This is a genomic window from Povalibacter uvarum, assembly GCF_014202975.1.
In the GTDB taxonomy this organism is placed as follows: Bacteria; Pseudomonadota; Gammaproteobacteria; order Steroidobacterales; family Steroidobacteraceae; genus Steroidobacter; species Steroidobacter uvarum.
In genome coordinates this window covers 775,626-797,519 of sequence record NZ_JACHHZ010000003.1, presented here as the reverse complement: position 1 = coordinate 797,519, position 21,894 = coordinate 775,626, and the positions used below count along the sequence as shown (strand labels likewise).

The window sequence follows — 21,894 nt, the reverse complement described above, 5'->3', positions numbered from 1 at the left end:
TGGAGACGATTACCTCGTGGGTCAAACGCGAGGCAATGAATGCGATTCGTGCAAAGACACTGATCCGATTTGTTCTGCATGCCAGCACGAAACCGCGCAGAGCGGAAAAAACATTCACGCGGCCACAGCCCTCGGCTACTGTTGAGCCCATAACGATACGAACTCACAGGGAACCGTCGCATGACTATCCAGTCGTCTTTCAAAGCCGCAGTCGTCGCTGCAACTGCTCTCGCAACAGGGATCGCAACAGCCGCTGAAGGCGAAGCACCCGCAGTCTCGTCCGCATCGCCTCACACCATCGGCGCCGCCAAGCTGATCATCGGCGACGTCGCACAGAACCAGCAGTTCTACGAACAGATGCTCGGAATGAAGGAAGTGGCGCACTACAGCGCCGAGGGTGTGTACGACGAGCCGATCATGGGTTTCGAGGCGGGAGCACGCCTTGCGCTCTTCTCGCCGAAAGCCGAAGCGCCGATCAAGAAGAGCCAGTTCCCCGTGGTTCTCATCTACGTCCCTGACTTCGACGCCGTGACGAAACGCATCGCGGACGCAAAGCATCCGATCGTGCATCTACCGCCCGCACAGTCAGGCCCGTTCCGGATTGCGATTGCCCGCGATCCCAGCGGCAACGCAGTGGAGATTCTCGCGCGACCGAATCAGCCCGCCGCTGTCGGCGGTTCGAAGCTCATCGTGAACGATCGACAGAAAGCCGAAGATTTCTACGCCCGCGTGTTCGGCGTGAAGCCGATCCAGCGCTACAAGGCGCCGGCCTATGACGAAGTTCTGATGGGATTCGGTTCCGAGGCCTGGCTCGCCCTGTTCGAGCCCAAGGGCGAGGCGCCTCTGCCTAAGAGCCGCTTCCCGGTGGTTGCGATCTATACGCCCGAGTTCGACCAGGTGCTCGAACGCGTGAAGGCGGAAGGGCTCGGGTTTCGCAACGTGAAGACGTCCAACCCGGCGATGCGGATCATCGTGGCGCAGGATCCGAGCGGCAACGCCGTCGAAGTGATCAGCCGATAGTCACGTCGCGCTTCGCTCCGCACATGCCGACGCGCGTCCGAGCAGAAATTGCTGCTCCCGCGCGTTGTTGGTCAGGGTAGCCGCCTTTTCGAACTCCGTCCGTGCTTCGTCGAACCTGCCGAGCTTCTCGAGAAGATCACCCCGCACGCTCGGTAGCAAGTGATAGCCACGCAGCGACGGTTCCTCCATCAACGCGTCCACGATGTCGAGGCCGGCTTGCGGCCCGAACGCCATCGTCATTGCGACTGCCCGGTTGAGCTCGACGACGGGTGACTGGAGCAGCACCGAGAGCTGCGCGTAAAGCGTCGCGATTCGTATCCAGTCGGTCGCGTCCGCCGTCAGGGCCCTGGCATGACAGGCCGCGATGGCCGCCTGCAGAACGTACGACCCCTGCCCTCCGAGCTTCTCGGCCTGCGCGAGAGCAACGAGTCCGCGACGAATGAGCAGGTGGTCCCACAGCGCACGATTCTGATCCAGCAGCAGGATGGGTTCGCCGGCTGCATTCGTCCGCGTCTTGAGCCGCGATGCCTGGATCTCCATGAGCGCAACGAGCCCATGCACTTCCGGTTCGTCCGGCACGAGTCCGGCAAGCACGCGTCCGAGCCGCAATGCGTCTTCGCACAGCGCCGGCCGCGTCCAATCGTCGCCGGCAGTCGCCGAGTAGCCTTCGTTGAAAATGAGGTAGATCACCTCGAGAACGGACGCGAGCCGCTCCGCCCGTTGCGCTTCGGCCGGAATTTCGAACGGTACCTGCTTGTCGGCCAGCGTCTTCTTCGCCCGAACGATGCGCTGAGCGATGGTCGTCTCCGGCGAAAGGAACGCACGCGCGATCTCCGCTGTGGTCAACCCGCCCAGGAGCCGCAGAGTCAAGGCAACCCGGGCCTCGGTCGAAAGCACCGGGTGGCAGGCCGTAAACATCAGGCGCAGCAGGTCATCGCCGATGTCGTCGTCGAGACTGTCCTCGACCGCAGCGACTGCGTCTTCCTGATCGGTATCGATCTCATACGCCAGTTGCTCATGCTTGCGATCCAGCATCTTGCGACGCCGCAGCTGATCGATCCCGCGATGCTTCGCGCTCGCCATCAACCACGCACCCGGATTCTGCGGCACCCCGGACTGCGGCCACTGCTCCATCGCGGCAATCAACGCATCCTGCGCCAGCTCCTCGGCGGCACCGACATCGCGCAGCATCCGCGCAAGACCGGCAATGAGCCGCGGCGATTCAATGCGGAAAACAGCTTCGATCGTTCGATGGATCTCGGTGGTCACGAGGCGAATCAGACCACCGCAAAGATGCAAGCGCAAACGCCACGCGCGACGTCTGCATGCGTCATCTCCTGTGGGTCCGGCTTTAGCCGGACGTCATGCCGAAGGCATCCGGAGGGAAAGCCGTCGCCTGACGGCGATCACGTCCGGCTGAAGCCGGACCCACAGGAAGAAGGACCGCATCGATCTCCAGCTTCCCCTACTTCGCCTGATTCGCCTTGATCCGCTCCGCCTGGCTCTGTTCCTGCGCCCGCAGCTCCGGCGTGAACTCCTCGCCGAAGTCTTCCATCTCGAACAGCGGCCGGATTTCGACTTCGGATTCTTCGCGCATCGGGTTCGGGCAGCGCTTCAGCCAGTCGATCGCGTGCTGCAGCGAGTCCACTTTCCACAGCCAGTAGCCTGCGATCAGCTCCTTCGTTTCGGCGAAGGGTCCGTCGATCACCGTGCGCTTGTCGCCCGAGAACCGTACGCGGGCACCCTTGGAGCTCGGATGCAATCCATCGCCGGCCAGCATGATGCCTGCCTGCACGAGTTGCTCGTTGTACTGACCCATCTGCGTCAGCAGCTCTTCGCTCGGCATCACGCCGGCTTCGGAATCCTTCGTTGCTTTGATGATGACCATGACTCGCATTGCACTATTCCTCGATAGAAAAACGAAAACGGGTGACGGGATCAGCGGCTGCCGAGCTCGGGCAGGCCCGCGGCGGCCCTCTGCACGTCCTCGGGAAAGTCGCTGAGTTCCTGCACCTGGCGGATCTCGATGACTTCGTTCGGGCCGCCCGGGCAGCGCGACGCCCACTGGATCGCTTCCTCGCGCGACTTCACCTGGATCATCCAGTAGCCGCCGAGCACTTCCTTCGCCTCGGCGAAGGGACCATCGGTCACTTTGGGTTTGCCGCCCGCGAATGACACGCGGGCACCCATCGAAGGCGGATGCAATCCGTCAAGCGCGAGCAGGACGCCCGCCCTTTGCAGGGACTCGTTGTACTTCATCATCGCTTCGACGGCTTTCGCGTCCGGCATCGTGCCGGCCGGAGCGCTCTCGTACCCCTTGGGAATCATCAACATCATGAATCGCATGGCTTTTGTCTCCTGATCGTTCAACGCCGGAGGGCAGCCCTTCGTGCCCTTTCATGAGTACGTCGAACGGGAAATGCCCGGATCGACACGGCCGGCGAAAAAACTTTCATCCTTCTGTCGAATGACCGGGCCGGCGCGGATCGACCATCCTATGATTCGAAAATCGGGGCCGGAAGACAGAACAATGAACCAGGAAGCCTACGAGAATTTCGTCGCGCGCATCGAGGCTCACGCCCGGGAACATCCCTCGCTCTACCGCCTCAAGCTTGGAGGACTTGCCGTTCTCGGTTACGCCTATGTCGCGGCCATCCTTGCGATGTTGCTGCTCGTGCTGGGCGGCTTCGGATGGATGATCCTCCATGGCTCCGGCGCAGTAATCGCCGCGAAGCTGGGCATCTTCGTGATCCCATTGGTATGGGCCGTGCTCACGGCAATGTTCGTCCGCGTCGCCCCTCCCGTAGGGCGGGTCATAACACGCGAAGAAGCGCCTGCGCTGTTCGCCCTCGTCGACGACGTGCGACGCAAGACGAGCGCGCCGCGAGCCGACACCGTCCTCGTCACGCACGATTTCAACGCCGCCGTCGTCCAGCATCCGCGCCTCGGCGTCTTCGGCTGGCCCCGCAACTATCTCGTGCTCGGATTGCCGCTCATGCAGGCGCTCAGCGTCGAGGAATTCCGGACCGTCGTCGCCCACGAGTTCGGCCATCTCTCCGGTCAGCACGGAAAATTCGGCGCGTGGATCTACCGGCTGCGGGCCGGCTGGGCGCGGCTTTCCCATGCGCTCGAAGAAAGCGATCACTGGGGTCAGTTCCTGTTCGTTCCTTTCTTCAAATGGTACGCGCCGACGTTCGGTGCCTATTCGTTCGTGCAGGCGCGGCGTCAGGAGTACGAAGCCGATCGCATGGCCGCCGCCACCGCGGGTGCGGGTGTCGCCGGCGCTGCACTCGTGCGCGTCGAACTGCAGGCGCAGTTCCTTCAATCCGAATACTGGAAGAACATCTTCAGGGAAGCGGACGAGCGCGAGCAGCCGCAGGCGCAGCCCTTCTCGATGCTGCGCCATGCGTTCACTCAACCGAGGCCGCACGGCGATGCCAGCGTCACGCTCGAATCCGCGCTCAAGCGCCGGACGGGCTTCGACGATACGCACCCCTGCCTCGCCGATCGCCTCAACGCGCTGGGTGCAAGCGCGGCGCTGCCGGGCACGATCACCGTCACGGCCGCTGAGACACTCCTTGGCACGTTCGGCGCGACGCTGGAAGCCGAGTTCGATCGCCTGTGGCATGAGAACGTGCGCGACTGGTGGCGCGAGCGGCATCAGTACGCGACGGAATCGCGCTCGCGTCTCGCAGAGCTCGAAGCGGCGGCGGCAACGGGAGAGCTCTCCATCGACGATGCGCTCAATCGCGCGTCGTTGACGGAAGAGCTCATGGATTCCGCGACCGCCCGGCCACTGTACGAAGCCGTATTGCAGCGTGCACCCGAAAACGCCGCGGCATTGTTCGCGGTCGGCCGCCTGAAACTCGACAATGACGACGATGCGGGCATTGAACTGCTGCGGCAGGCAGGCCGACTGGATCAGACGCTTGCACAGGTCGGTGGATTCCAGATCGTGGAGTACCTGCGGCGCCATGGCCGCGATACCGAAGCCCGCTCGCATCTCGATGATCTCAGCGAGGCAGGTCAGCGCGATGAGCTCGCACGCCGCGAACGCGGGCAGCTCCTGACCTCGGACACGCTGCTTCCGCACGAATTGCCGACGGCGACCGTGCAGGAGATCGTCGAGAAGTTGCGAACGTTCCCGGAGGTGCGGAACGCCTGGCTGGTCCGCAAGAAGACACAGCACTATGCCCACCTTCCGTTCTACGTCCTTGCGGTGCGCCGCAAGAATCGCTGGTGGAAACTCGAGTCCTCCCAGGCGTCGCAGCACCTCGTGGATGCGCTGTGCGCCGCCGTGAAGATTCCGGGCGACGCGATCGTCTTCTGCGTCGACGGAGACAACAAGCAGTTCCGGTCGAAGTTCAAGAAGGTGCCTGGCGGAGAGATCTACTTCGCCTGACGCCGCTCAGCGTCGCTGAGACTTGCTCGCCTCGCGGACCGCATTGAACTCCGACTCCTTGCGCCATTGCGGCCAGCGGGTCGAATTCGCGAGCTCCTTGCCCATCGTGTGGAAGAGCTCGACATCCTGCGCGGCGCCGCGGAAGTCCCAGCTCGCATCCCAGGCATCGCACGCTTGGTGATAACAGCGCATGTAGCCCTCGAGCCAGCGTTGGCCAGCCTCCCGGCCGCCCTCGCGCATATCCGCTGGTCCGCTGATCGCCATGAGCAGCAGCACGGGAACGCCGTTGCGGGCCAGCGGGAAATGGTCGGCGCGATAGAACAAACCGCGCTCCGGCAATGATTCCGGCGTGACGATGCGGTCCTGCCTGGCGGCGGCGCGGGCGAGATCGTCTTCGAGCTCACTCTGGCCCGCACCGACGAGGACGACGTCTTTCGCCAGGCCCGCGGTCTGCAGGATATCGAGCGTCAGGTTGGCGACAGTCTTCTCGAGCGGATACAGCGGCTTCGCCGCGTAGGCCTGCGAGCCCAGCAGCCCGCGCTCCTCCGCCGTCCATGCTGCGAAGACCAGAGTGCGTTCCGGCTGTGGCCCCGCTTTGAAGACTCGCGCAAGCTCGAGCACGCCGGCGACGCCCAGCGCATCGTCATTGGCGCCGGGACGGATCTTGCGGCCCTGCGCATCGGCAGGACCGATGCCGTAGGCGTCCCAATGCGCCGCGAACATGACCGTTTCATCGGGCCGCTTGCTGCCCGGGATCCTGGCCAGCACGTTCCGGCTCTCCGCCAGCGTCGCCGTCACCGGCAGATTGGCGGTGAGGCGGGCGTTCTTCAGCTCCACCGGTTTGAAGTCGGCGCGGCGGGCCTGCTCGCTCAATGCAGCGAGGTCGAGTCCAGCTGACTTGAACAGCTCGTTCGCCGCGGCGCCCGCGAGCCAGCCCTGCATCAGAATTCGTTCTTCAGGGTTCTCCCGCACGATGTCGTAGTTCTCTCCCGCGGGCGCGGTCACCGTCGACCAGCCGTAACCGACACCATCGGTGTCGTGAACGATCAATGCCGCGATGGCGCCGCGCCGCGCGGCTTCTTCGAACTTGTATGTCCAACGACCGTAATACGTCATGCGACGGTTGCCGAACTTCCCCGCCACCGGCTCGCCCGCCTTCGCATAGAAATCCGGATCGTTGATGAGATACACGGCGACCTTGCCGCGCAGGTCGACCTGCTTGTAGTCATCCCATTGCCGCTCAGGCGCGGTAACGCCGTAACCCACGAACACCATCGGTGCTGCCTTGATCGATACGCGGTCGACTTTGCGCACCGTGCTGACGTAAATGTCGCTGGCCTGCGTGAATGCGCGTTCTTTCCCCTGGATGGCCACGCTCAGCGCGGCCGGAGCACCGATCTGCGTACGAACCAGCGGAACCGTTTGCGTCCAGCTCCCGCGTTCACCGCCGGGTTCGAGGCCCAGCTCGCGAAAGCGAGTGGAAAGCCATTCGACAGTCTTCGTCTCGCCCGCCGTACCGGGCGCGCGGCCTTCGAACTCATCCGAGGCCAGCACGCGCACCGCATCGGACAGGCGCTGAGGATCGATGACGCCGGGATCGGCAGCGATCGCTGGCCCCGCCATCGCCGCTGCAAGAAGAATCGTGCAAACCCGTGACATCGAAGTTGCTCCAGTCAATCGCTTCGGCCGCCGCAAATCGTGCACCGGGTTATCACGTCGCGTCCGCATTTGCCAGCCCGTCTGCCTGAAATCGGTGCGACGCATCGTTGCGAACGCGGCTGCCGGAAGAAAAGTTCGATGCGAAGCGCTCCGCCCTCTTGGAACGCATCACAGCGACTCGCTATGATCCTCGCGTCGTTAATCCTTCCCACAAGAGATCGGATGACGCTCATCGAACTGCCGCGTGCACTCGAAGACTACTTCGCTTTCGCCGAAACGGAACCCACCCGGCGAGGACGCCGCTTTTCGATTTCATTGCCGTACTTCAACGGCGAGCGGCTCGAACGCCTGCAGTGGTGGTATCACGTGTCGGCCGTGCAGGAGCAGATGTACGACGGCACGGGCCTCGTCGTCCTTCGCGTCCGCTCCATCGAACGCTTCCGTCGTCACATCGAACGCTGGCTCGCCAACACCGACCAGCAATTGCACGGCGACGATCCGATCCCCCGCGTCCGCACACGCAGGGCTGCTGTTGCCGAACTACCGAAGGCGGAAGTCATTCCGCTGCCGGTCGAGCGGGCAGCGATCGCCTGAGGGTCGCTGCGAGCGACGAGCAATGAGCCAGAACCTCAGCAGGCTTCTGACTCATCGCTCATAGCTCGCCGCTCATCGCCAAGTCCGGCAGGCCGCTATACATAAGCGGGACGCCCCCCGTTCCGATCAGCGGACACCCGCGAACAATTGCATGCAATCCGCCGAACGGCCGGGAAAAATGAGCCGGCGGTCACATCCTGGGTGCACAGGCGGTGAATATTCTTCAAACCATGCGCGATGTACCGGTTTGCAAGCCGGGCCGCCGAATGGATCCCGGATTTTCCGGAACGCACAAGGAAACAGGCCATGGGGAAGCACGTCGACCAGATCATCGAGGATCTGCGCGGGCAGTCGATAACACTCGACGCCGCCTGCCAGTCGTTGCTTGCATCGGCGCAAGCCGATCCTGCCGGTACGCGTTTCTGGAACCTGCGCGTCGAAGCCGCGATGAAAGACAAACGCATTACGCGCAGCGTGGCCCGCTCGCTGCTCGATGCGCTCGAAGGCTTTCAGACCGATCGCACCGTCTGGATCGATTCCGGAATGCTGCCGCCCGAATCATCGAGGCCGGCGCCCACGACAGCCGATCGCATGCGAGAAACCGACCGGCTGCTCAATGCGCTCATCGAACGCACGACTCACAAGCGCGTCGAGACTGCGCATGACCTCGCCCCTGCCACGCCCCTGACCGGCCCGATCGAATGGTTCGACTCGGCGGCCATCGTCGCGGCCACGTGTCATCCGGCGGATCCGGAGAACATCGTTCCCGGCAGCGTACTCAAGGACCGGTATCGGATCGTGAGCCACCTCGGCGCCGGCGGTGTCGGCCAGGTTTTCGAGGCCGTCGATCTCCTCAGTCTCGGCGGGCGCGAGAAAGTCACGGTAAAGGTCGTCGCAGTGAACCTGCGGCATCAGCCGGCCGCATACGCAGCGCTCGATGCGGCGATCCGTCGCACCCAGCATCTGATTCATCCGAATATCGTCGGCGTCCGCAGCCTCGAGCAACAGGGCGATCGGGTGTTCATCGTCATGGAGCCGCTGCGCGGCCGATGGCTGAGCAGTCTCATCCGCGAGGTACGCGGATGCGGCACGTCGCATGAGCTCGCGTGGCCCATCATTTCAGGAATCGCCAACGGTCTCGCGTTCGCGCATCGTCACGGCATCGTGCATTCCGACCTGAGCCCGCACGCTGTCTTCCTGTGCGACGATGGCACGGCAAAGATCATGGCGTTCGGCCTGGTCAACGCCGTCCCGGTCAGCAACGAGTCGCTCGACGTGCTCGACACGCTGACGCTGCGTGCTTACACCGAGGCGTATGCAACCGATCCCTGGGCGCAGCACTCGCAGCCGCATCCCGCGGATGATCTCTATCCGCTCGGCGTCATCGCGTACGAGATGCTGACGGGCGTCCATCCCTTCCAGCGCAGCAGCATGGCCATTGCGCGCCAGAAGGGAATGACATTCGCGCCGGTGCCTGGCCTCAACAGCCGCCTGAAGAAATTGATCGATCGCTGCCTGTCGTTCGACCGGCGCGAGCGGCCGCAGACGGCCGATCGCTTTCTGAAGCGGATGCAGCCTTCGCTGATGGAACGGGTGCTGTCCGCGTCGTAGGCGCAGCTGCCCTCAGGGCAGTGCAATTACGGTGAAGTCGGTTTCCGAGATGACGAAGATGGCGCGACCGCTCGGGTCGATCGCCACACGCCCGCCGCTATAGGCGTCGACCCCTGGCGCCGCATACGCGGGAAGAATCTCCGCGAAGGGCTCCGATCCGGTGATATCGAAGACGCGCAATGCGCCGGCGGCGTAGTCCAATCCATAAGCTCGCGTGCCGTCGGGCGACAGATCGCCGGCGTGACTTGCGACCGGCAGTGTCCCGCGCAGCTCCAGATCCGCATTCAACACGTAGTTGTTGGTGAAGCCGGCTTCGGCGTGTCGCGAGTAGATGCCGCGGGCGTAGTGCTGGCGCGTCGGCGACGTGTAGATGGCGCCGTTGGACGCATCGAGATAGCCGTACGGAACATCACCCGAGTTGGTGGGCGAGCCGAACATCGCGCGACTTCCGTCGATGCTGACCGCCAGGCCTCCGCCCGCGAGGTAGTTCGGGACTTCCACGAACTGACGCGAGCGCAGCGAGAACCCGCGCCGCAAGTCGTCGATGATGACCACGCCGCTGTTCAGTACCGCAAGTTGTCGCGAGCTGCCGCCTATCTGGAAGGGCAACGGGTACGACTGGATCGTCGCCATCGTCAGGGGATCGACCAGCAGCACGTCGGTCGACGTCATCACGATGAGCTGGGATTCATCCGGACTGAAAGCAAAATCGTACAACCCCGGATAGGCATGCTGGGTGCGAGTCCAGGTCTGCGTGCCGGCGTCGTAGGAAAACCGCTGCAAAGTCGATTTGGAGTCGCCATCCCAGCAGAAATAACAGTTGCTGCTCAGCACGACGCCATTGATCGGGCTGGAAACCACGCGTTCCTGCAACTCGACCGCAGCGGCCATCGTGAAATTGCCGTACGACGGCGGCTCGGCGACGCGCAGATTGGCGCTGTCGCGCGTGAAGCCGAGATTGTTCGATACCCGCACCTCATAGTCGCCTGCGGCCCGGGCACCAGGAACGAATCGCAGTTCCGTATCGCTCATGACGGTGACGCCTCCCATCACCTGCCCGTCCAGCGAGGGCACCGCTGCGGGATCCGAGAAGCCCGCGCCGCGAGCGATGACGTAGTCGTTCGCGACGGAATCCGTGAAGGCAACCGGCGCGACGAAATGCACTTCCGGCAGCCGCAGATTGAGCGAGACAGGAATCTGCAGTGGGCGTGCCGAGCTGCCAGTGGGCGCTATGGTCAGCGTTGCGTTGTGGATCCCGTACCCCATCTGCTGCAGCTCGCTCGGACTCAACGAAACCGAGACATTGCCCGGGGCGCCGGTGGTCGTCCCTGTTGCGATCAGCCAGGCCGCACTGCTCTGCACGTTGAACCCGATCGCGGACTGGGTCGCAGCCGTAACCGTTACGGCCAGATTCGACAGATTCGCCGCTTGCGTCGATGCGTTCACTTCGTACGCGAGCGACGCCGTGCCCGAGAGTGCGGGCGAGATCATTCCCGTCACTGGGATATCGACAATGCGCTGCCGCCCTCCCAGCGAGAACGTCGCCCGGACCGCACCTGTCACTGCCCCCGGCGCCAGCGCGGCAGAAGCCGCCGTGCCGGAGAGATTGATCGAATCGCCGGAAACTGCGGCGCTGATCCAGTCGACAGTGGGCGTGACGCTCGCGATCTGAACACGACTATCGCGGGTGATCGCGATCGCCCGGTTCGCTGGCTGCTCCGTCTCCACCCACGAGAGCGCGGTCGGCGCCGCGGTGGGAACGGCGACTACATCGAGCGTGACTGTGAAATCCCGCGTGTCGAAGATGTTCTGGTTGGCATCACCGGTCACGACCCGCAAGGTGATCGATTGTCGTCCGGTGGGCAAGGCAACGGGCCGCCGCGTTATCTGTAGTGTCGTCGGGTTGCTCGTACCGACGGCCGTAACGTCGAGCCAGCTCGGCAGGGTCTGGCCTGGCAATGTACCGACGATGAAGCCGGCAACCTTCGAACCGGTCCACGATACCTGCAAGGTCTTCGTTTCCGCCGCAGGCTCGGCGACAAAGGCCTCGAATGTGACCGTCGAGGCACTGAGCGTCAGGCTGGTGTCGTCACCGCCGCCACCGCTGCCGCCTCCTCCGCACCCGGCCACGAGCCCGAACAATCCGAGCAGGAAAGTGAATCGAATCGCACCCATGCATCCTCCCCCGGCACACTGCTTCGGCATGCCATTTGTTGGTGGATGCTTCATATCAGACGCGTCGCCGTCCACGCAAACGGCGACACCCCTACTGCAGAGCGGACGAGAAAACTAGAAATCCATGCTCAACTCCGCGGCAATCGTGCGCTGCGGGTAGTGGTGGAAATTCCAGTAGTTGTCGCCGTTGAGATTGTCGGCACTGATCGCCAGCGTGATCTGCTGTGTCAGCGCGTAACGCACGCGTGCATCGACCGTGAAGAACTCGCTGACGCCCGTATACGCGAAGCCGTTCGGATCGCTGTTGTCCAGCGTGTTGTACTGCTTGCCGCTGTAGCGCAAGCCCAGCGTCGTGGTCCACTTTTCGCCCATCCGGTAGGTCGCAAGAAGATTCGCACGCCAGTCCGGCACACGCGGCTGCCACTTGCCTTCGCTTGCGGGGAAGTTGTCGTTCTCCACGATGCGTGAGTGCGCATACGTGACGCTGGCCTGCAGATCCAGGTTTTCGACGAACGCATCGGCGAAGTCCCCGGCCAGCTCCAGTCCGGTCGTACGGATGTGATCGACGTTCTGGATGTTCGTCACGTTCGGCGTCACGGTGACGTTCGTCTGTGAATACAGCGCATCGCGAGTGTCCTCGTGGAACACCGTCGCCCGCAACGAGCCGCGATCGTGGTCGTACCGGGCGGTGAGCTCACCGGTCCACGACCGCTCAGGCTTCAGATCCGGATCATTGTTGACGATGACGGTGGTCGAGATCGATCCCTGGTACAGCTCGGCGACAGTCGGCATGCGGACAGCGCGACCGACGGACGCCTTGAGCGACCAATCCGGCGCAAGCTGGTAGGCGATCGCGGCCTTCGGCGAATAGTACGTTGCCGATCGCTCGCCGAACGACAACGTCGAGGTCGCATTCGAGATCGCACCATCGGATGCTTCCCATCGCTCCGCACGCAATCCCAGTGTTGCACGCCAGTCCGCCGCGAATCCCCAAGTGTCCTGCGCATACAGACTCTGCAGCATCGTGTTGCCTCGAAATGCAGAGAAGCGTGATGCGGGCGCGCCGCTCAGCCAGTCGGCGGTATTCGATACGAGCGTGCGCAGCTCGTAGTCGTCGCGCTGGTACCCGAAATCGACGATGTGATCGACGCCCTCGGGCCGCCACGCTCCCTTCAGCGATACGGAGTTCCAGCCCGTGCCCGACAGATCAGTGAGGCGCCCCGCCCCTCCTGTTTCGGCTGCCGGCAGTGCGACAGTCGGCGACCGCACTTCATCGCGGTCGTAGTCGTACAGGCTCGCCGCGACTTCCCAGTCGAACGCCCCGCCGCTGGCATGCTTCAACGAAAACCCGTGCATGAAGTGCTGCAGATCCCCGCGGCTGGGCGCGAAGTCCGTAGCCGCAACCGTGTAGGAGCGCCCATCGACGTTGATCGTCCCCGCGTAGAACGGATTGCCATTCGCATCGCGAAGCCAGCTCTCCGACGCTCGCTCGGCTTCATTGCGCCACCAGCCCAGTGTGTAGCTCGCACGCAGATTCGGCGTGAAGTCGTAAGCGAGCTTGAGCTTCGCCTGGTCCTGGACCGTGTGAGCCTGGCTGGTCGTGCCCAGCAGGAGCCAGTCCTGATTGCGCGGATTCTTGCCGGGAATCGCGCCGGTCACCGCAGTACCTGCGCTACCCGGCGTTCCGGAGCTGACGAGCTTGTTCGCGTACACGAGCGGTTGGCTGTCGTTGTCCAACCGCGTGTAGCTCAGCCAGCCGGACAGGTCGCCGAAACGATCGCCGATCGAAACGCTGCCCTGATAGCCATCGTACGTTTCGTCAGTGCTGTAGACATCGAACTTCTGGCCTAAGCTCGTCGCGCGCACGTGCGCCTCGAACTGGTCCGGCATCCTCGTGAGGTACTCGACGACGGCACCGACCGAGTTGCCGGGATAGGCGGCCGAGAACGGACCATAGAGCACGTCCACCCGTTCGATCTCGCCGGGCGTCACCATGCCCCAGCGCGGTGTGAACGTTGCGCCGTTGCCGAGCAGATTCGAGAGCAGTATCCCGTCGGCGTACACGAGCGAGCGGGCGCTGTTGCCCGTGCCCGAAGCGCGGCTCGCCAGCACTGCATGGTCGTAGTCGCCGATATAGCGCTTGCGGACGAGCAGGCTAGGAAGATATTTGAGGGCGTCTTCCGCATCCGTGGCGTTGATCGCCACTGCGATCTCCTGCGCCGTGATGCCCTCGATCGTCGTCGGGATCTGCGTCGGCAGCGACGTTGGTCGCGTGCCGATCACGGTCACCGTCCCCAGTGTCCGCACAGGCTCCACATCGGGATCTGCGTGAACGACGGGCGAAAGCGCACTGACTGCGAATGCGAGCGCAGCCGGCGCCGAATGCCGGGTCTTCATTCCAATTCTCCTGAACCGAAGCAGCGCTTCGGCGAAAAGCAGCGACGGCCTGCCGGATGGCAATCCGTCAACGGTCGATCGACAACGTGCCTTTCAGGAAAAGAGCGGCGGACCGCGGATGCGGTCGGCGCGCAGCGGACCGGAATGGATATCCGGTGCCGAATGGAAATCGGGGAACTCTTCCGCGGTCGAATCGGAGAACGTGGCGCCGCCGATTGCGTGTCCCAGCGCCGCCACCGCAGCGAGCGCGAACGGACACGGCATGCTGTCCTGGGCGCGATGTCCGGACGAGCCGTCGGAGGAACTGCCCGCCTGTTGCGCCTGATCGGCTGCTGCGTGATGCCCGGCGTGATGGGCATGCTCATCGACGGCGGGCATCGCCATCTGGACCACGCCCGGGCAGAACATGAGCTGCAGGCCATCCGCGCCCGTCATCAACATGTAGCCGGCCGGGATCAGTGCGCGCGCGAGCAGCAGCGGCACCATCCAGAGCGTCAGCGACTTGAAGATTCGGCGGTTCATGGCGGTAGGTCGACTCGAGCGAAGTATAGGTTCACGCCCGCTCTACCGACCACCAACTTTCGTCCGGAAAAGATCAAGGAAATGTCAGCGACGCCTTTTACGGCCGCGGGCGGTGCTCCAGTGTTCCGAGAGCGTCGAGCTCGCCTTGATACGCGTGCCCCTTACGCCTGTGGTCCCACACCCCTGCCGCCGTGAATGCCACCGCAAACACAACGATCAGCCCGTAGTGAGACAGCATTTCCGGGTGAGGGTCATAGATCATTCCGCCGACGATCAGCACCAGCGCCGCAGGGAGCATCGGAAGCAGCGACCATCGCCAGGAATGCAGGTAGTAGTCCCTTCGGCGCTCGAGCTCGGACCGGTAAGCATCGAGGCTCTGCGTCACGGTCACGTCGTCACGGCTTTGCAGCATGCGCGCGCGGCTGCGCATCTCGAGCACCACGCAGACAGCTCCCGCGAGCGCCAGAAGGATGCCGACCCGCATCACGTAGAGCATCGGACCGATATCGGAGGGCGGATCCCTGAACACGGTCACCAGACCCGCCGCGACCATGATGCCGAGCGCCCAGTACATGAGCCCCTTCTGCTGCCGGAAATCCTTGTTGAGCCGGCTGGCCTGGTGATGGACGAACGCCAGCGAAACGACCGGCGCGTCGAGCGGCTGCGACTGCCATGCCGATTTCTCCATCCGGTTCTCCTCGTTGGTCGTCATGAGCGCTCCTCCGCGTGAAACAGGGTGGCAAGCAGGCGCTTGATCCGGTGGATCTTGGTCGCGACGTTCTGCGGGGACAGGCCGATGACCTCGCTGATCGCATCCGCGCTGAAGTCTTCGAGATAGAGCAGGATCACCTGCCGGTCCGGCGGTTTCAGCCGGTCGATCAGCGACAGCAGCCGCTGCAGGGAATCGCTTCGATCCACGTCCTCGGCCGGATTGTGCGGATCTTCCGGCTCCGGCACGTCATCGAGCGTGTACAACTCGCGCAGTCGCAGCCGGCGGTCCGCGACGATGTGGCGGGTTGCAGCGATGTGAGCGACTCGATAAACCCAGGTCCGCAGCGAACATCGCTGGTCGAACGTCGCAAAGCTCCGCCAAAGGGCGATGTGGATGTCCTGGAGCAGATCCTGGCGGCGGTCCGGTCTCGATTCGTAGCCGCGCACCAGCCGCCCGAGCGCGTCGCCATGGAGCGCGATCGATTCGGTATATCGCTCATCCTGAACGCGCTCGGCATCGCCGCCCGGCGAAAGCATCTCAGGAACCGTCGGCGAAGCGTCCAGAGTCGTCATGTATCCGGTAGTGCGGGCAGCAGCGGCTTTCTTACACCGCCGGCGCTCCGGTCAGACCACCAGTCGATAGCCGATCCCCGGCTCGTTCACGATGTGTTTCGGCACGCCTTCGTTGTCGCCGAGCTTTTCCCGCAACTGCCCGACGTAGACGCGCAGGTATTGCACGTCGTCCCGATGCAATTTCCCCCAGACGCTTTCGAGCAGGTGGCGATGAGTGCAGACGCGCCCGGCCGCACGGGCAAGCACGAGCAGCAGATCGAATTCCTTGGGCGACAGCTTGACCAGCTGCCCATCGCGCCGGACTTCATGAGCGGGAATGTCGATTCTCAGGCCACCCGCTTCGATCACCGGGTCGGCGGTCTCTCCCGAATGCGCACGCAACGATGCGCGGATGCGTGCAAGCAGTTCGGCGGTACCGAAGGGCTTCTGAACATAGTCGTTGGCGCCCGCGTCGAGCGCCGCTACCTTGTCCGACTCATCGGAACGCACGGAAAGCACGATGATGGGCAACTGCGTCCAGACCCTGACGGCGCGGATCACGTCGATCCCGGAGATGTCCGGCAGGCCCAGATCGAGCAGGACGAGATCGGGCTTCTTTCCCGTGCACGCCTCGATCGCCTCGCGGCCTGTCGATGCTTCGATCGGATCGTAGCCCGCTGCATTGAGCGTGATGCGCAGGAACAGGCGGATCTGTTCTTCGTCATCGACGATCAGGAGGCGGGGTCGGGCTTGCATGGGCTGAGTGTGAGGGATTGGGTTGTGTGCCAGCGCAGAGTAGCTTTACGCCTTGTGGCTGTCATTCCCGCGAAAGCGGGAATGACGAACCGCTTACGCGGGGATGACCGCGGGAGCGCGCGGCAATTGAATCTCCACCGCCGTGCCTTCCGCGCTATCCGCTATCCCGATCTTCCCGCCCATGGCTTCGACGAACCCTTTCGAGATCGCGAGCCCCATGCCTGCACCTGCCGTTCCGTTGTCGCGCTGTCCGGCGCGATAGAACAGATCGAAGACCCTGCCTCGCTCCGCCGCGGGGATTCCCGGGCCTCGATCAGCCACAGTCACATAGATCGCGTCTGCCGTCGCATGCGCATCGACTCGCACGGTCGTCCCGGACGGCGCGAACTTGCCCGCGTTCTCCAGAAGATTCGCCAGCACCTGTCCGAGCAGCGTCGCGTCCGCATGCACCGGTGGGAGGGTTGCAGGAATGAGGACATCGACCTGGTGACCTGCAAGCACACCGTCGAGCTGTGAGATTGCCTGGCTCACTGCATCGCGAACGTCAACCGCGCTTGCACGCAGCGCGAGCGCGCCGTGCGACAGCCGCGTCATGTCGAGAAGATTCTGAATCAGGCGATTGAGTCGCTGCGCTTCCCCGATGGCACTGCCGAGAAGCCGATCCTGGTCTTCCTCCGGAATGCGATGGGATAGTTCGCGCAGCGCGGTGAGTGCACCAGTGATCGATACCAGCGGCGTACGCAAATCGTGCGAGACGGATGCCAGCAATGCCGCGCGCAACGACTCGGCTGCTTTCTGAATCTGAGCGCTCTGTGCAGCCTCGCGAAGACGAAAGCGCTCGCATGCCGCCGCCAGCTGCGTTTGCAACGTGAACAACAGACGATTCTGCTCAGCGTCGACTCCATCGGACGTCGCGGGCAGATGAACGCCAATCACACCGAACACCTCGCCGGACTGTTGGATGGGCACGAAGTACCACGCGGCAGCCGGCAGCGTTCCTGTGCCGCGACCCGCGGTCTCGCGATGACCGATGGCCCAGTCGGCGGCCGCCTGATCGGTATCGCGAAACTCCCCTGCCCGTTCGAGTTCCACCGGCGGATCCGCGCGGTGCTGTGCATTCGCCCGCAGAACCACGCAGCGTTTGCCGAGCAACTCGGACAGGCCTGTGGCTGCGGCGGTGAGCAGATCGCGATCATCGACGGCAGTTGCGAGCCGTCGTGAGAAATCGAACAGCGTCTCGACGCGCCTCGTGCTCAACCATGCGTCATGTGCCTGCCGGCGCAGGCGCGCAGCAAGCTGGCCCACGACGAACGACACTGCGAGAAACACCACGAGCGTCGTGACATCCTGAGGATTGTCGACACTCAGCGAGTACCGCGGCTCGGTGAACAAATAGTTGTACGCCGTGAACGCGATCACGCTGCACAGCACGGAAGCCACGAGCCCGCCGGTCGCGCCAGCGAACGTCGCAGCCAGCAGGAATATCAAAGCCAGGCTCGCACTGTCAGTGTACGGCTCGAGCAGCTTTCCGATCACTGCAGCGCCCGCGGAGAATCCGATCGCGAGCGCTACATCGCGGGACGTGAGCCACTTGCGCGCACGATCCGATTGCACTGGCCGACCGTCACCCGATCCGTTGATCGGCGCCGCAACGATCGTGATCTCGAAATCCGTCGCATGATCGAGCAGCCACTGAGCGAGACGACGTCTCGGCCAGAAGCGATGACGCACGTCCATGGATCGACCGACCACGATCTGAGCCGCGTTGTGGGTCCGCGAATACTCGACAATGACTTCACCGACCCGATCGCCCGTGAGAATCGCCGTGTCGGCTCCGAGCTGTGATGCGAGCGCGAGATTCGCATCGAGCCGGGCACGCGCCGAGGTCGCCGACCCCAGCGTCTGAACGTAGATCGCCGTCCAGGGCAGATGCCGCTGATCGGCCAGCCGCTTTGCCGTGCGGATGACGTGCTCGCTGGCAGCAGTCGCATCGACGCAGACGATCAAGCGTCCGCGTGCGGGCCACGGACCTGCAATCGCATGCGCGCGCATGAACACCGACATGTCGTCGTCAACCCGCTCGGATGCCGCGCGCAGTGCAAGTTCCCGCAGCGCCAGCAGATTGCCGCGGGAGAAATAGTGATCGAGGGCTCGACGAGCAGCGTCGGGAACGTAAACCTTCCCCTGTCGCAGGCGTTCGATCAGGTCGTCCGGCGGCAGGTCGATCAGCTCGACGTCATGTGCCTGCTCGATGATCGCATCGGGCACCGTCTCGCGAACCTCGACACCCGTGATCCGACCGACGATGTCATTGAAGCTTTCGAGGTGCTGGACGTTCAGCGTCGTGTAGACATCGATACCGGCGTCCAGCAGTTCCTGGACGTCCTGATACCGCTTCGCGTGCCGCGAGCCGGGGACATTCGTGTGCGCCAGCTCATCGACCAGCGCCAGCCTCGGCTTGTGTTCGAGCAGCGCGTCGAGATCGAGCTCTTCCAGCTCGCGTTCGCGATGTGTCAGCCGCCGGCGGGGAATCCGCGGCAGGCCGTGCAACAGCGCTTCCGTCTCCTGCCGTCCATGCGTCTCGACGATACCGACAGCGACATCGACGCCCTCCGCGAGTTTGCGGCGGGCAACGCTGAGCATTTCGTACGTCTTGCCGACACCCGGCGCGGCGCCGAGGAATATTTTCAGGCGGCCGCGCTCATGACGCTGCGCCTCGGCCAGCAACGCTTCCGGAGAAGGTCGAACGGTGTCGGACTCGGCCATGCGCTGGATTATGCGCTGGATCGTGCGATCGTCGCGATCACTCGCCTACCCGTCCCGCGATGTCGTCCAGAGCCAGATTCAATGCGAGCACGTTGACCGTCGGTTCGCCGAACAGTCCCAGCCATCGTTCGCTCGTATGCCCGACGACGAGCTCGCCGACCTGCGTCGCAGGCAATCCTCGTGCGTTGGCGACTCGCGCCACCTGGTACTGCGCCGCTGCAACGCTGATGTGAGGGTCGAGACCACTCGCGGACGCGGTAATCAGATCCACCGGAATGAGCGCACCGTTGCCCGGATCCGCCGTACGCAGTGCTTCGATGCGACCTCTCACAGCCTCCTCCAGCGCTGGATTCAGCGGTCCCTGATTGGAACCGCCCGACGCGAGCGCGTTGTAGGGCGCGGTCGCCGTTGCCGACGGGCGTCCCCAGAAATACTTCGGCTCCGTGAAGCTCCGGCCGATGAGGCGCGAGCCGATCGGCTGACCGTCTCTCACGATCAGGCTGCCTCTCGCCGCATCCGGAAAGAGCGCCGTCCCGATGCCAGTGACGACGAAGGGATACACCACTCCGGTCATCAGCGTGAGGAATGCGAAGAGGACGAGTACCGGTCGGATCTGTGAAGTCATGATGCTTACCCCGCGATGCCCGTCAGCAGCAGATCGATCAGCTTGATGCCGAGAAAAGGAACGACGATGCCGCCGAGACCATAGACAAGGAGATTGCGTCGAAGCAGCGTGGCAGCGCCGAGTGGCCGGTACTTCACGCCCTTCAGCGCCAGCGGCACCAGGAAGACGATGATCAGCGCATTGAAGATCACGGCCGACAGAATCGCTGACGAAGGATTCTCGAGCTGCATGATGTTCAGCGCGTTGAGTTGCGGATAGGTGGTGGCGAAGGCAGCCGGAATGATCGCGAAGTACTTCGCCAGGTCGTTCGCGATGCTGAACGTCGTCAGCGACCCGCGGGTCATGAGCATTTGCTTGCCGGTCTCCACGACCTCGATGAGCTTGGTCGGGTTGGAATCCAGATCGACCATGTTCCCGGCTTCCTTCGCGGCCTGCGTGCCCGAGTTCATTGCGACAGCCACATCGGCCTGGGCCAGTGCCGGCGCGTCGTTGGTGCCGTCGCCGGTCATCGCGACGAGGCGTCCTTGCGCCTGATGCTCGCGAATGAGCTTGAGCTTCATCTCGGGCGTCGCTTCAGCGAGGAAATCATCGACGCCCGCTTCCGCTGCGATAGCTGCCGCCGTCAGGGCGTTGTCGCCGGTGATCATCACCGTCTTGATGCCCATGCGCCGCAACTCGGCGAAGCGCTCCTTGATGCCGCCCTTGACGATGTCTTTCAGCTCGATGACGCCGAGCACCTTTGCGTCGTCCGACACGACGAGCGGCGTGCTGCCACGACGCGCGACGGTCTCGATCACCTGCGTGACATCCGGCGGCACACGCTGCCCCAGAGCCTCGACATGCTTGCGAATCGCATCGGGCGCACCCTTGCGGACCTGCCGGGTGCCCGCATCGACGCCGCTCATCCGCGTGTGCGCGGAGAACGGAACGAAGGTGAGATCCTGCGATGAGCGCTCCCTGATATCGAAGCGCTTGGCCAGCACGACGATGCTCCGCCCCTCGGGCGTTTCATCGGCCAGCGATGCGAGCTGTGCCGCATCCGCCAGCTCGTGCTCCGTCACTCCGCTCGCCGGCAGGAACGCCGCCGCCTGCCGGTTGCCCAGCGTGATCGTGCCGGTCTTGTCGAGCAGCAACACATCCACATCGCCTGCTGCTTCGACCGCACGACCGGACGTCGCGATGACGTTCGCCTGCATCATGCGATTCATGCCCGCGATACCGATCGCCGAGAGCAATCCGCCGATGGTCGTGGGAATGAGGCACACCAGCAAGGCAATCAGCGCCGTGATCGTCACCGGCTGACCGAGCTTCGTCACCTCGACGCCATATACGGAGAACGGGAACAGCGTCACGGTCGCGAGCAGGAAGACCAGGGTCAGCGCCACGAGCAGGATCGTCAGCGCAACCTCGTTCGGGGTCTTCTGCCGGCGCGCGCCTTCGACCATTGCGATCATCCGGTCGATGAACGTCTGGCCGGGATTGACGGTGATCTTCACGACGATCCAGTCCGACAACACTCTCGTCCCGCCGGTGACCGAGGAGAAATCTCCCCCCGACTCACGGATCACGGGCGCTGACTCTCCGGTGATCGCGCTTTCATCCACCGAAGCCGCGCCGTCGATGACGATTCCGTCCGCGGGAATGATATCGCCCGCCTCGGCCACCACGATATCGTCGATCCGCAACTCCGTCGCCGGCACATTGCGGTGCGTGTGCCGCTGCTTCGGGTGCGTGAGCACCTTCGCCTGCACCGCTTGCTTCAATCCCTTCAGCGAGGCCGCCTGCGCCTTGCTCCGGCCTTCAGCGAGCGCTTCGGCGAAGTTCGCGAACAGCACAGTGATCCACAGCCAGGCCGACACGCCCAGGATGAAACCGGACGGCGCATCGCCCTGGCCGTCGAGCGACTGCACCCACAGCAAGCTCGTGAGAATCGCGCCGACGTAGACGACGAACATCACGGGATTGCGCCACTGGGCGCGAGGGTCGAGCTTGCGGAGCGAACCCGCCAGCGCGGACCGGATGAGAGCAGGTTCGAACAAGGGTCTCGGGGAACGGGACATGGGAGGAACTCCAGGAGAGGCTATGGGCTGTGAGCCAGAAGAGG

17 protein-coding genes are annotated in these 21,894 nt (G+C 63.8%); 4 read left to right on the top strand and 13 right to left on the bottom strand.

All coding sequences use genetic code 11. The annotated features are described in order from the left end of the window. The first annotated feature begins 180 nt into the window (after window positions 1-180). The gene (locus HNQ60_RS14860; RefSeq protein WP_184333102.1) at window positions 181-1,020 is read left to right on the top strand and encodes a VOC family protein; all 840 of its coding nucleotides are present in this window, start codon (window positions 181-183) and stop codon (window positions 1,018-1,020) included. Here HNQ60_RS14860 and HNQ60_RS14855 read toward each other — a convergent pair whose 3' ends face one another. The 3 genes from HNQ60_RS14855 to HNQ60_RS14845 form a co-directional block, all read right to left on the bottom strand. After that, a complete protein-coding gene (locus HNQ60_RS14855) occupies window positions 1,021-2,289 on the bottom strand; it encodes an RNA polymerase sigma factor (protein WP_322096871.1) in 1,269 nt (422 codons plus the stop codon). A 196-nt stretch (window positions 2,290-2,485) separates the two neighbouring features. Continuing rightward, complete coding sequence (locus HNQ60_RS14850; protein WP_184333100.1) at window positions 2,486-2,917, bottom strand: YciI family protein; 432 nt, start codon at window positions 2,915-2,917, stop codon at window positions 2,486-2,488. Window positions 2,918-2,958: 41 nt separating this feature from the next. After that, window positions 2,959-3,366, bottom strand: a complete 408-nt coding sequence (locus HNQ60_RS14845; protein ID WP_184333098.1) for a YciI family protein — start codon at window positions 3,364-3,366, stop codon at window positions 2,959-2,961. Window positions 3,367-3,550: 184 nt separating this feature from the next. Here HNQ60_RS14845 and HNQ60_RS14840 point away from each other — a divergent pair, with 184 nt between their 5' ends. Continuing rightward, window positions 3,551-5,422, top strand: coding sequence for a M48 family metallopeptidase (locus HNQ60_RS14840; protein WP_184333096.1), 1,872 nt, complete (start codon window positions 3,551-3,553; stop codon window positions 5,420-5,422). 6 nt (window positions 5,423-5,428) lie between these two features. Here the strand turns inward: HNQ60_RS14840 and HNQ60_RS14835 are convergent, their stop codons facing one another. Then, window positions 5,429-7,081, bottom strand: a complete 1,653-nt coding sequence (locus tag HNQ60_RS14835) for a M28 family metallopeptidase (protein ID WP_184333094.1) — start codon at window positions 7,079-7,081, stop codon at window positions 5,429-5,431. Between the two features lie 222 nt (window positions 7,082-7,303). Between HNQ60_RS14835 and HNQ60_RS14830 the strand changes: the two genes are divergently transcribed. Continuing rightward, window positions 7,304-7,675 carry a hypothetical protein gene (locus HNQ60_RS14830; RefSeq protein ID WP_184333092.1) on the top strand — a complete coding sequence of 124 codons (372 nt, stop codon included), beginning with the start codon at window positions 7,304-7,306 and terminating at the stop codon, window positions 7,673-7,675. A gap of 306 nt (window positions 7,676-7,981) precedes the next feature. Further along, a complete protein-coding gene (locus HNQ60_RS14825; RefSeq protein WP_184333090.1) occupies window positions 7,982-9,286 on the top strand; it encodes a serine/threonine-protein kinase in 1,305 nt (434 codons plus the stop codon). A 12-nt stretch (window positions 9,287-9,298) separates the two neighbouring features. Here HNQ60_RS14825 and HNQ60_RS14820 read toward each other — a convergent pair whose 3' ends face one another. From HNQ60_RS14820 to kdpB, 9 genes are all read right to left on the bottom strand, one after another. Beyond that, window positions 9,299-11,461 (bottom strand): hypothetical protein, encoded by a 2,163-nt coding sequence (locus HNQ60_RS14820; protein WP_184333088.1) that lies wholly within the window; start codon window positions 11,459-11,461, stop codon window positions 9,299-9,301. 114 nt (window positions 11,462-11,575) lie between these two features. Continuing rightward, a complete protein-coding gene (locus tag HNQ60_RS14815) occupies window positions 11,576-13,858 on the bottom strand; it encodes a TonB-dependent receptor (RefSeq protein WP_184333086.1) in 2,283 nt (760 codons plus the stop codon). A 93-nt stretch (window positions 13,859-13,951) separates the two neighbouring features. Next, entirely contained in the window at window positions 13,952-14,380 is a 429-nt protein-coding gene (locus tag HNQ60_RS14810; protein ID WP_184333084.1) for a hypothetical protein, read from the bottom strand. Window positions 14,381-14,477: 97 nt separating this feature from the next. Next, complete coding sequence (locus HNQ60_RS14805; protein WP_184333082.1) at window positions 14,478-15,092, bottom strand: hypothetical protein; 615 nt, start codon at window positions 15,090-15,092, stop codon at window positions 14,478-14,480. Beyond that, window positions 15,089-15,664, bottom strand: coding sequence for an RNA polymerase sigma factor (locus HNQ60_RS14800; RefSeq protein ID WP_221304210.1), 576 nt, complete (start codon window positions 15,662-15,664; stop codon window positions 15,089-15,091). The genes HNQ60_RS14805 and HNQ60_RS14800 overlap by 4 nt, the downstream gene beginning before the upstream one ends. A 51-nt stretch (window positions 15,665-15,715) precedes the next feature. Continuing rightward, window positions 15,716-16,399 carry a response regulator gene (locus tag HNQ60_RS14795; RefSeq protein WP_184333080.1) on the bottom strand — a complete coding sequence of 228 codons (684 nt, stop codon included), beginning with the start codon at window positions 16,397-16,399 and terminating at the stop codon, window positions 15,716-15,718. Between the two features lie 93 nt (window positions 16,400-16,492). Further along, entirely contained in the window at window positions 16,493-19,165 is a 2,673-nt protein-coding gene (locus tag HNQ60_RS14790) for a sensor histidine kinase (RefSeq protein ID WP_184333079.1), read from the bottom strand. 37 nt (window positions 19,166-19,202) lie between these two features. Next, a complete protein-coding gene (gene kdpC / locus HNQ60_RS14785) occupies window positions 19,203-19,790 on the bottom strand; it encodes a potassium-transporting ATPase subunit KdpC (RefSeq protein WP_184333077.1) in 588 nt (195 codons plus the stop codon). A gap of 5 nt (window positions 19,791-19,795) precedes the next feature. Further along, window positions 19,796-21,850, bottom strand: a complete 2,055-nt coding sequence (gene kdpB, locus HNQ60_RS14780) for a potassium-transporting ATPase subunit KdpB (protein ID WP_184333075.1) — start codon at window positions 21,848-21,850, stop codon at window positions 19,796-19,798. Between the last annotated feature and the right edge of the window lie 44 nt (window positions 21,851-21,894).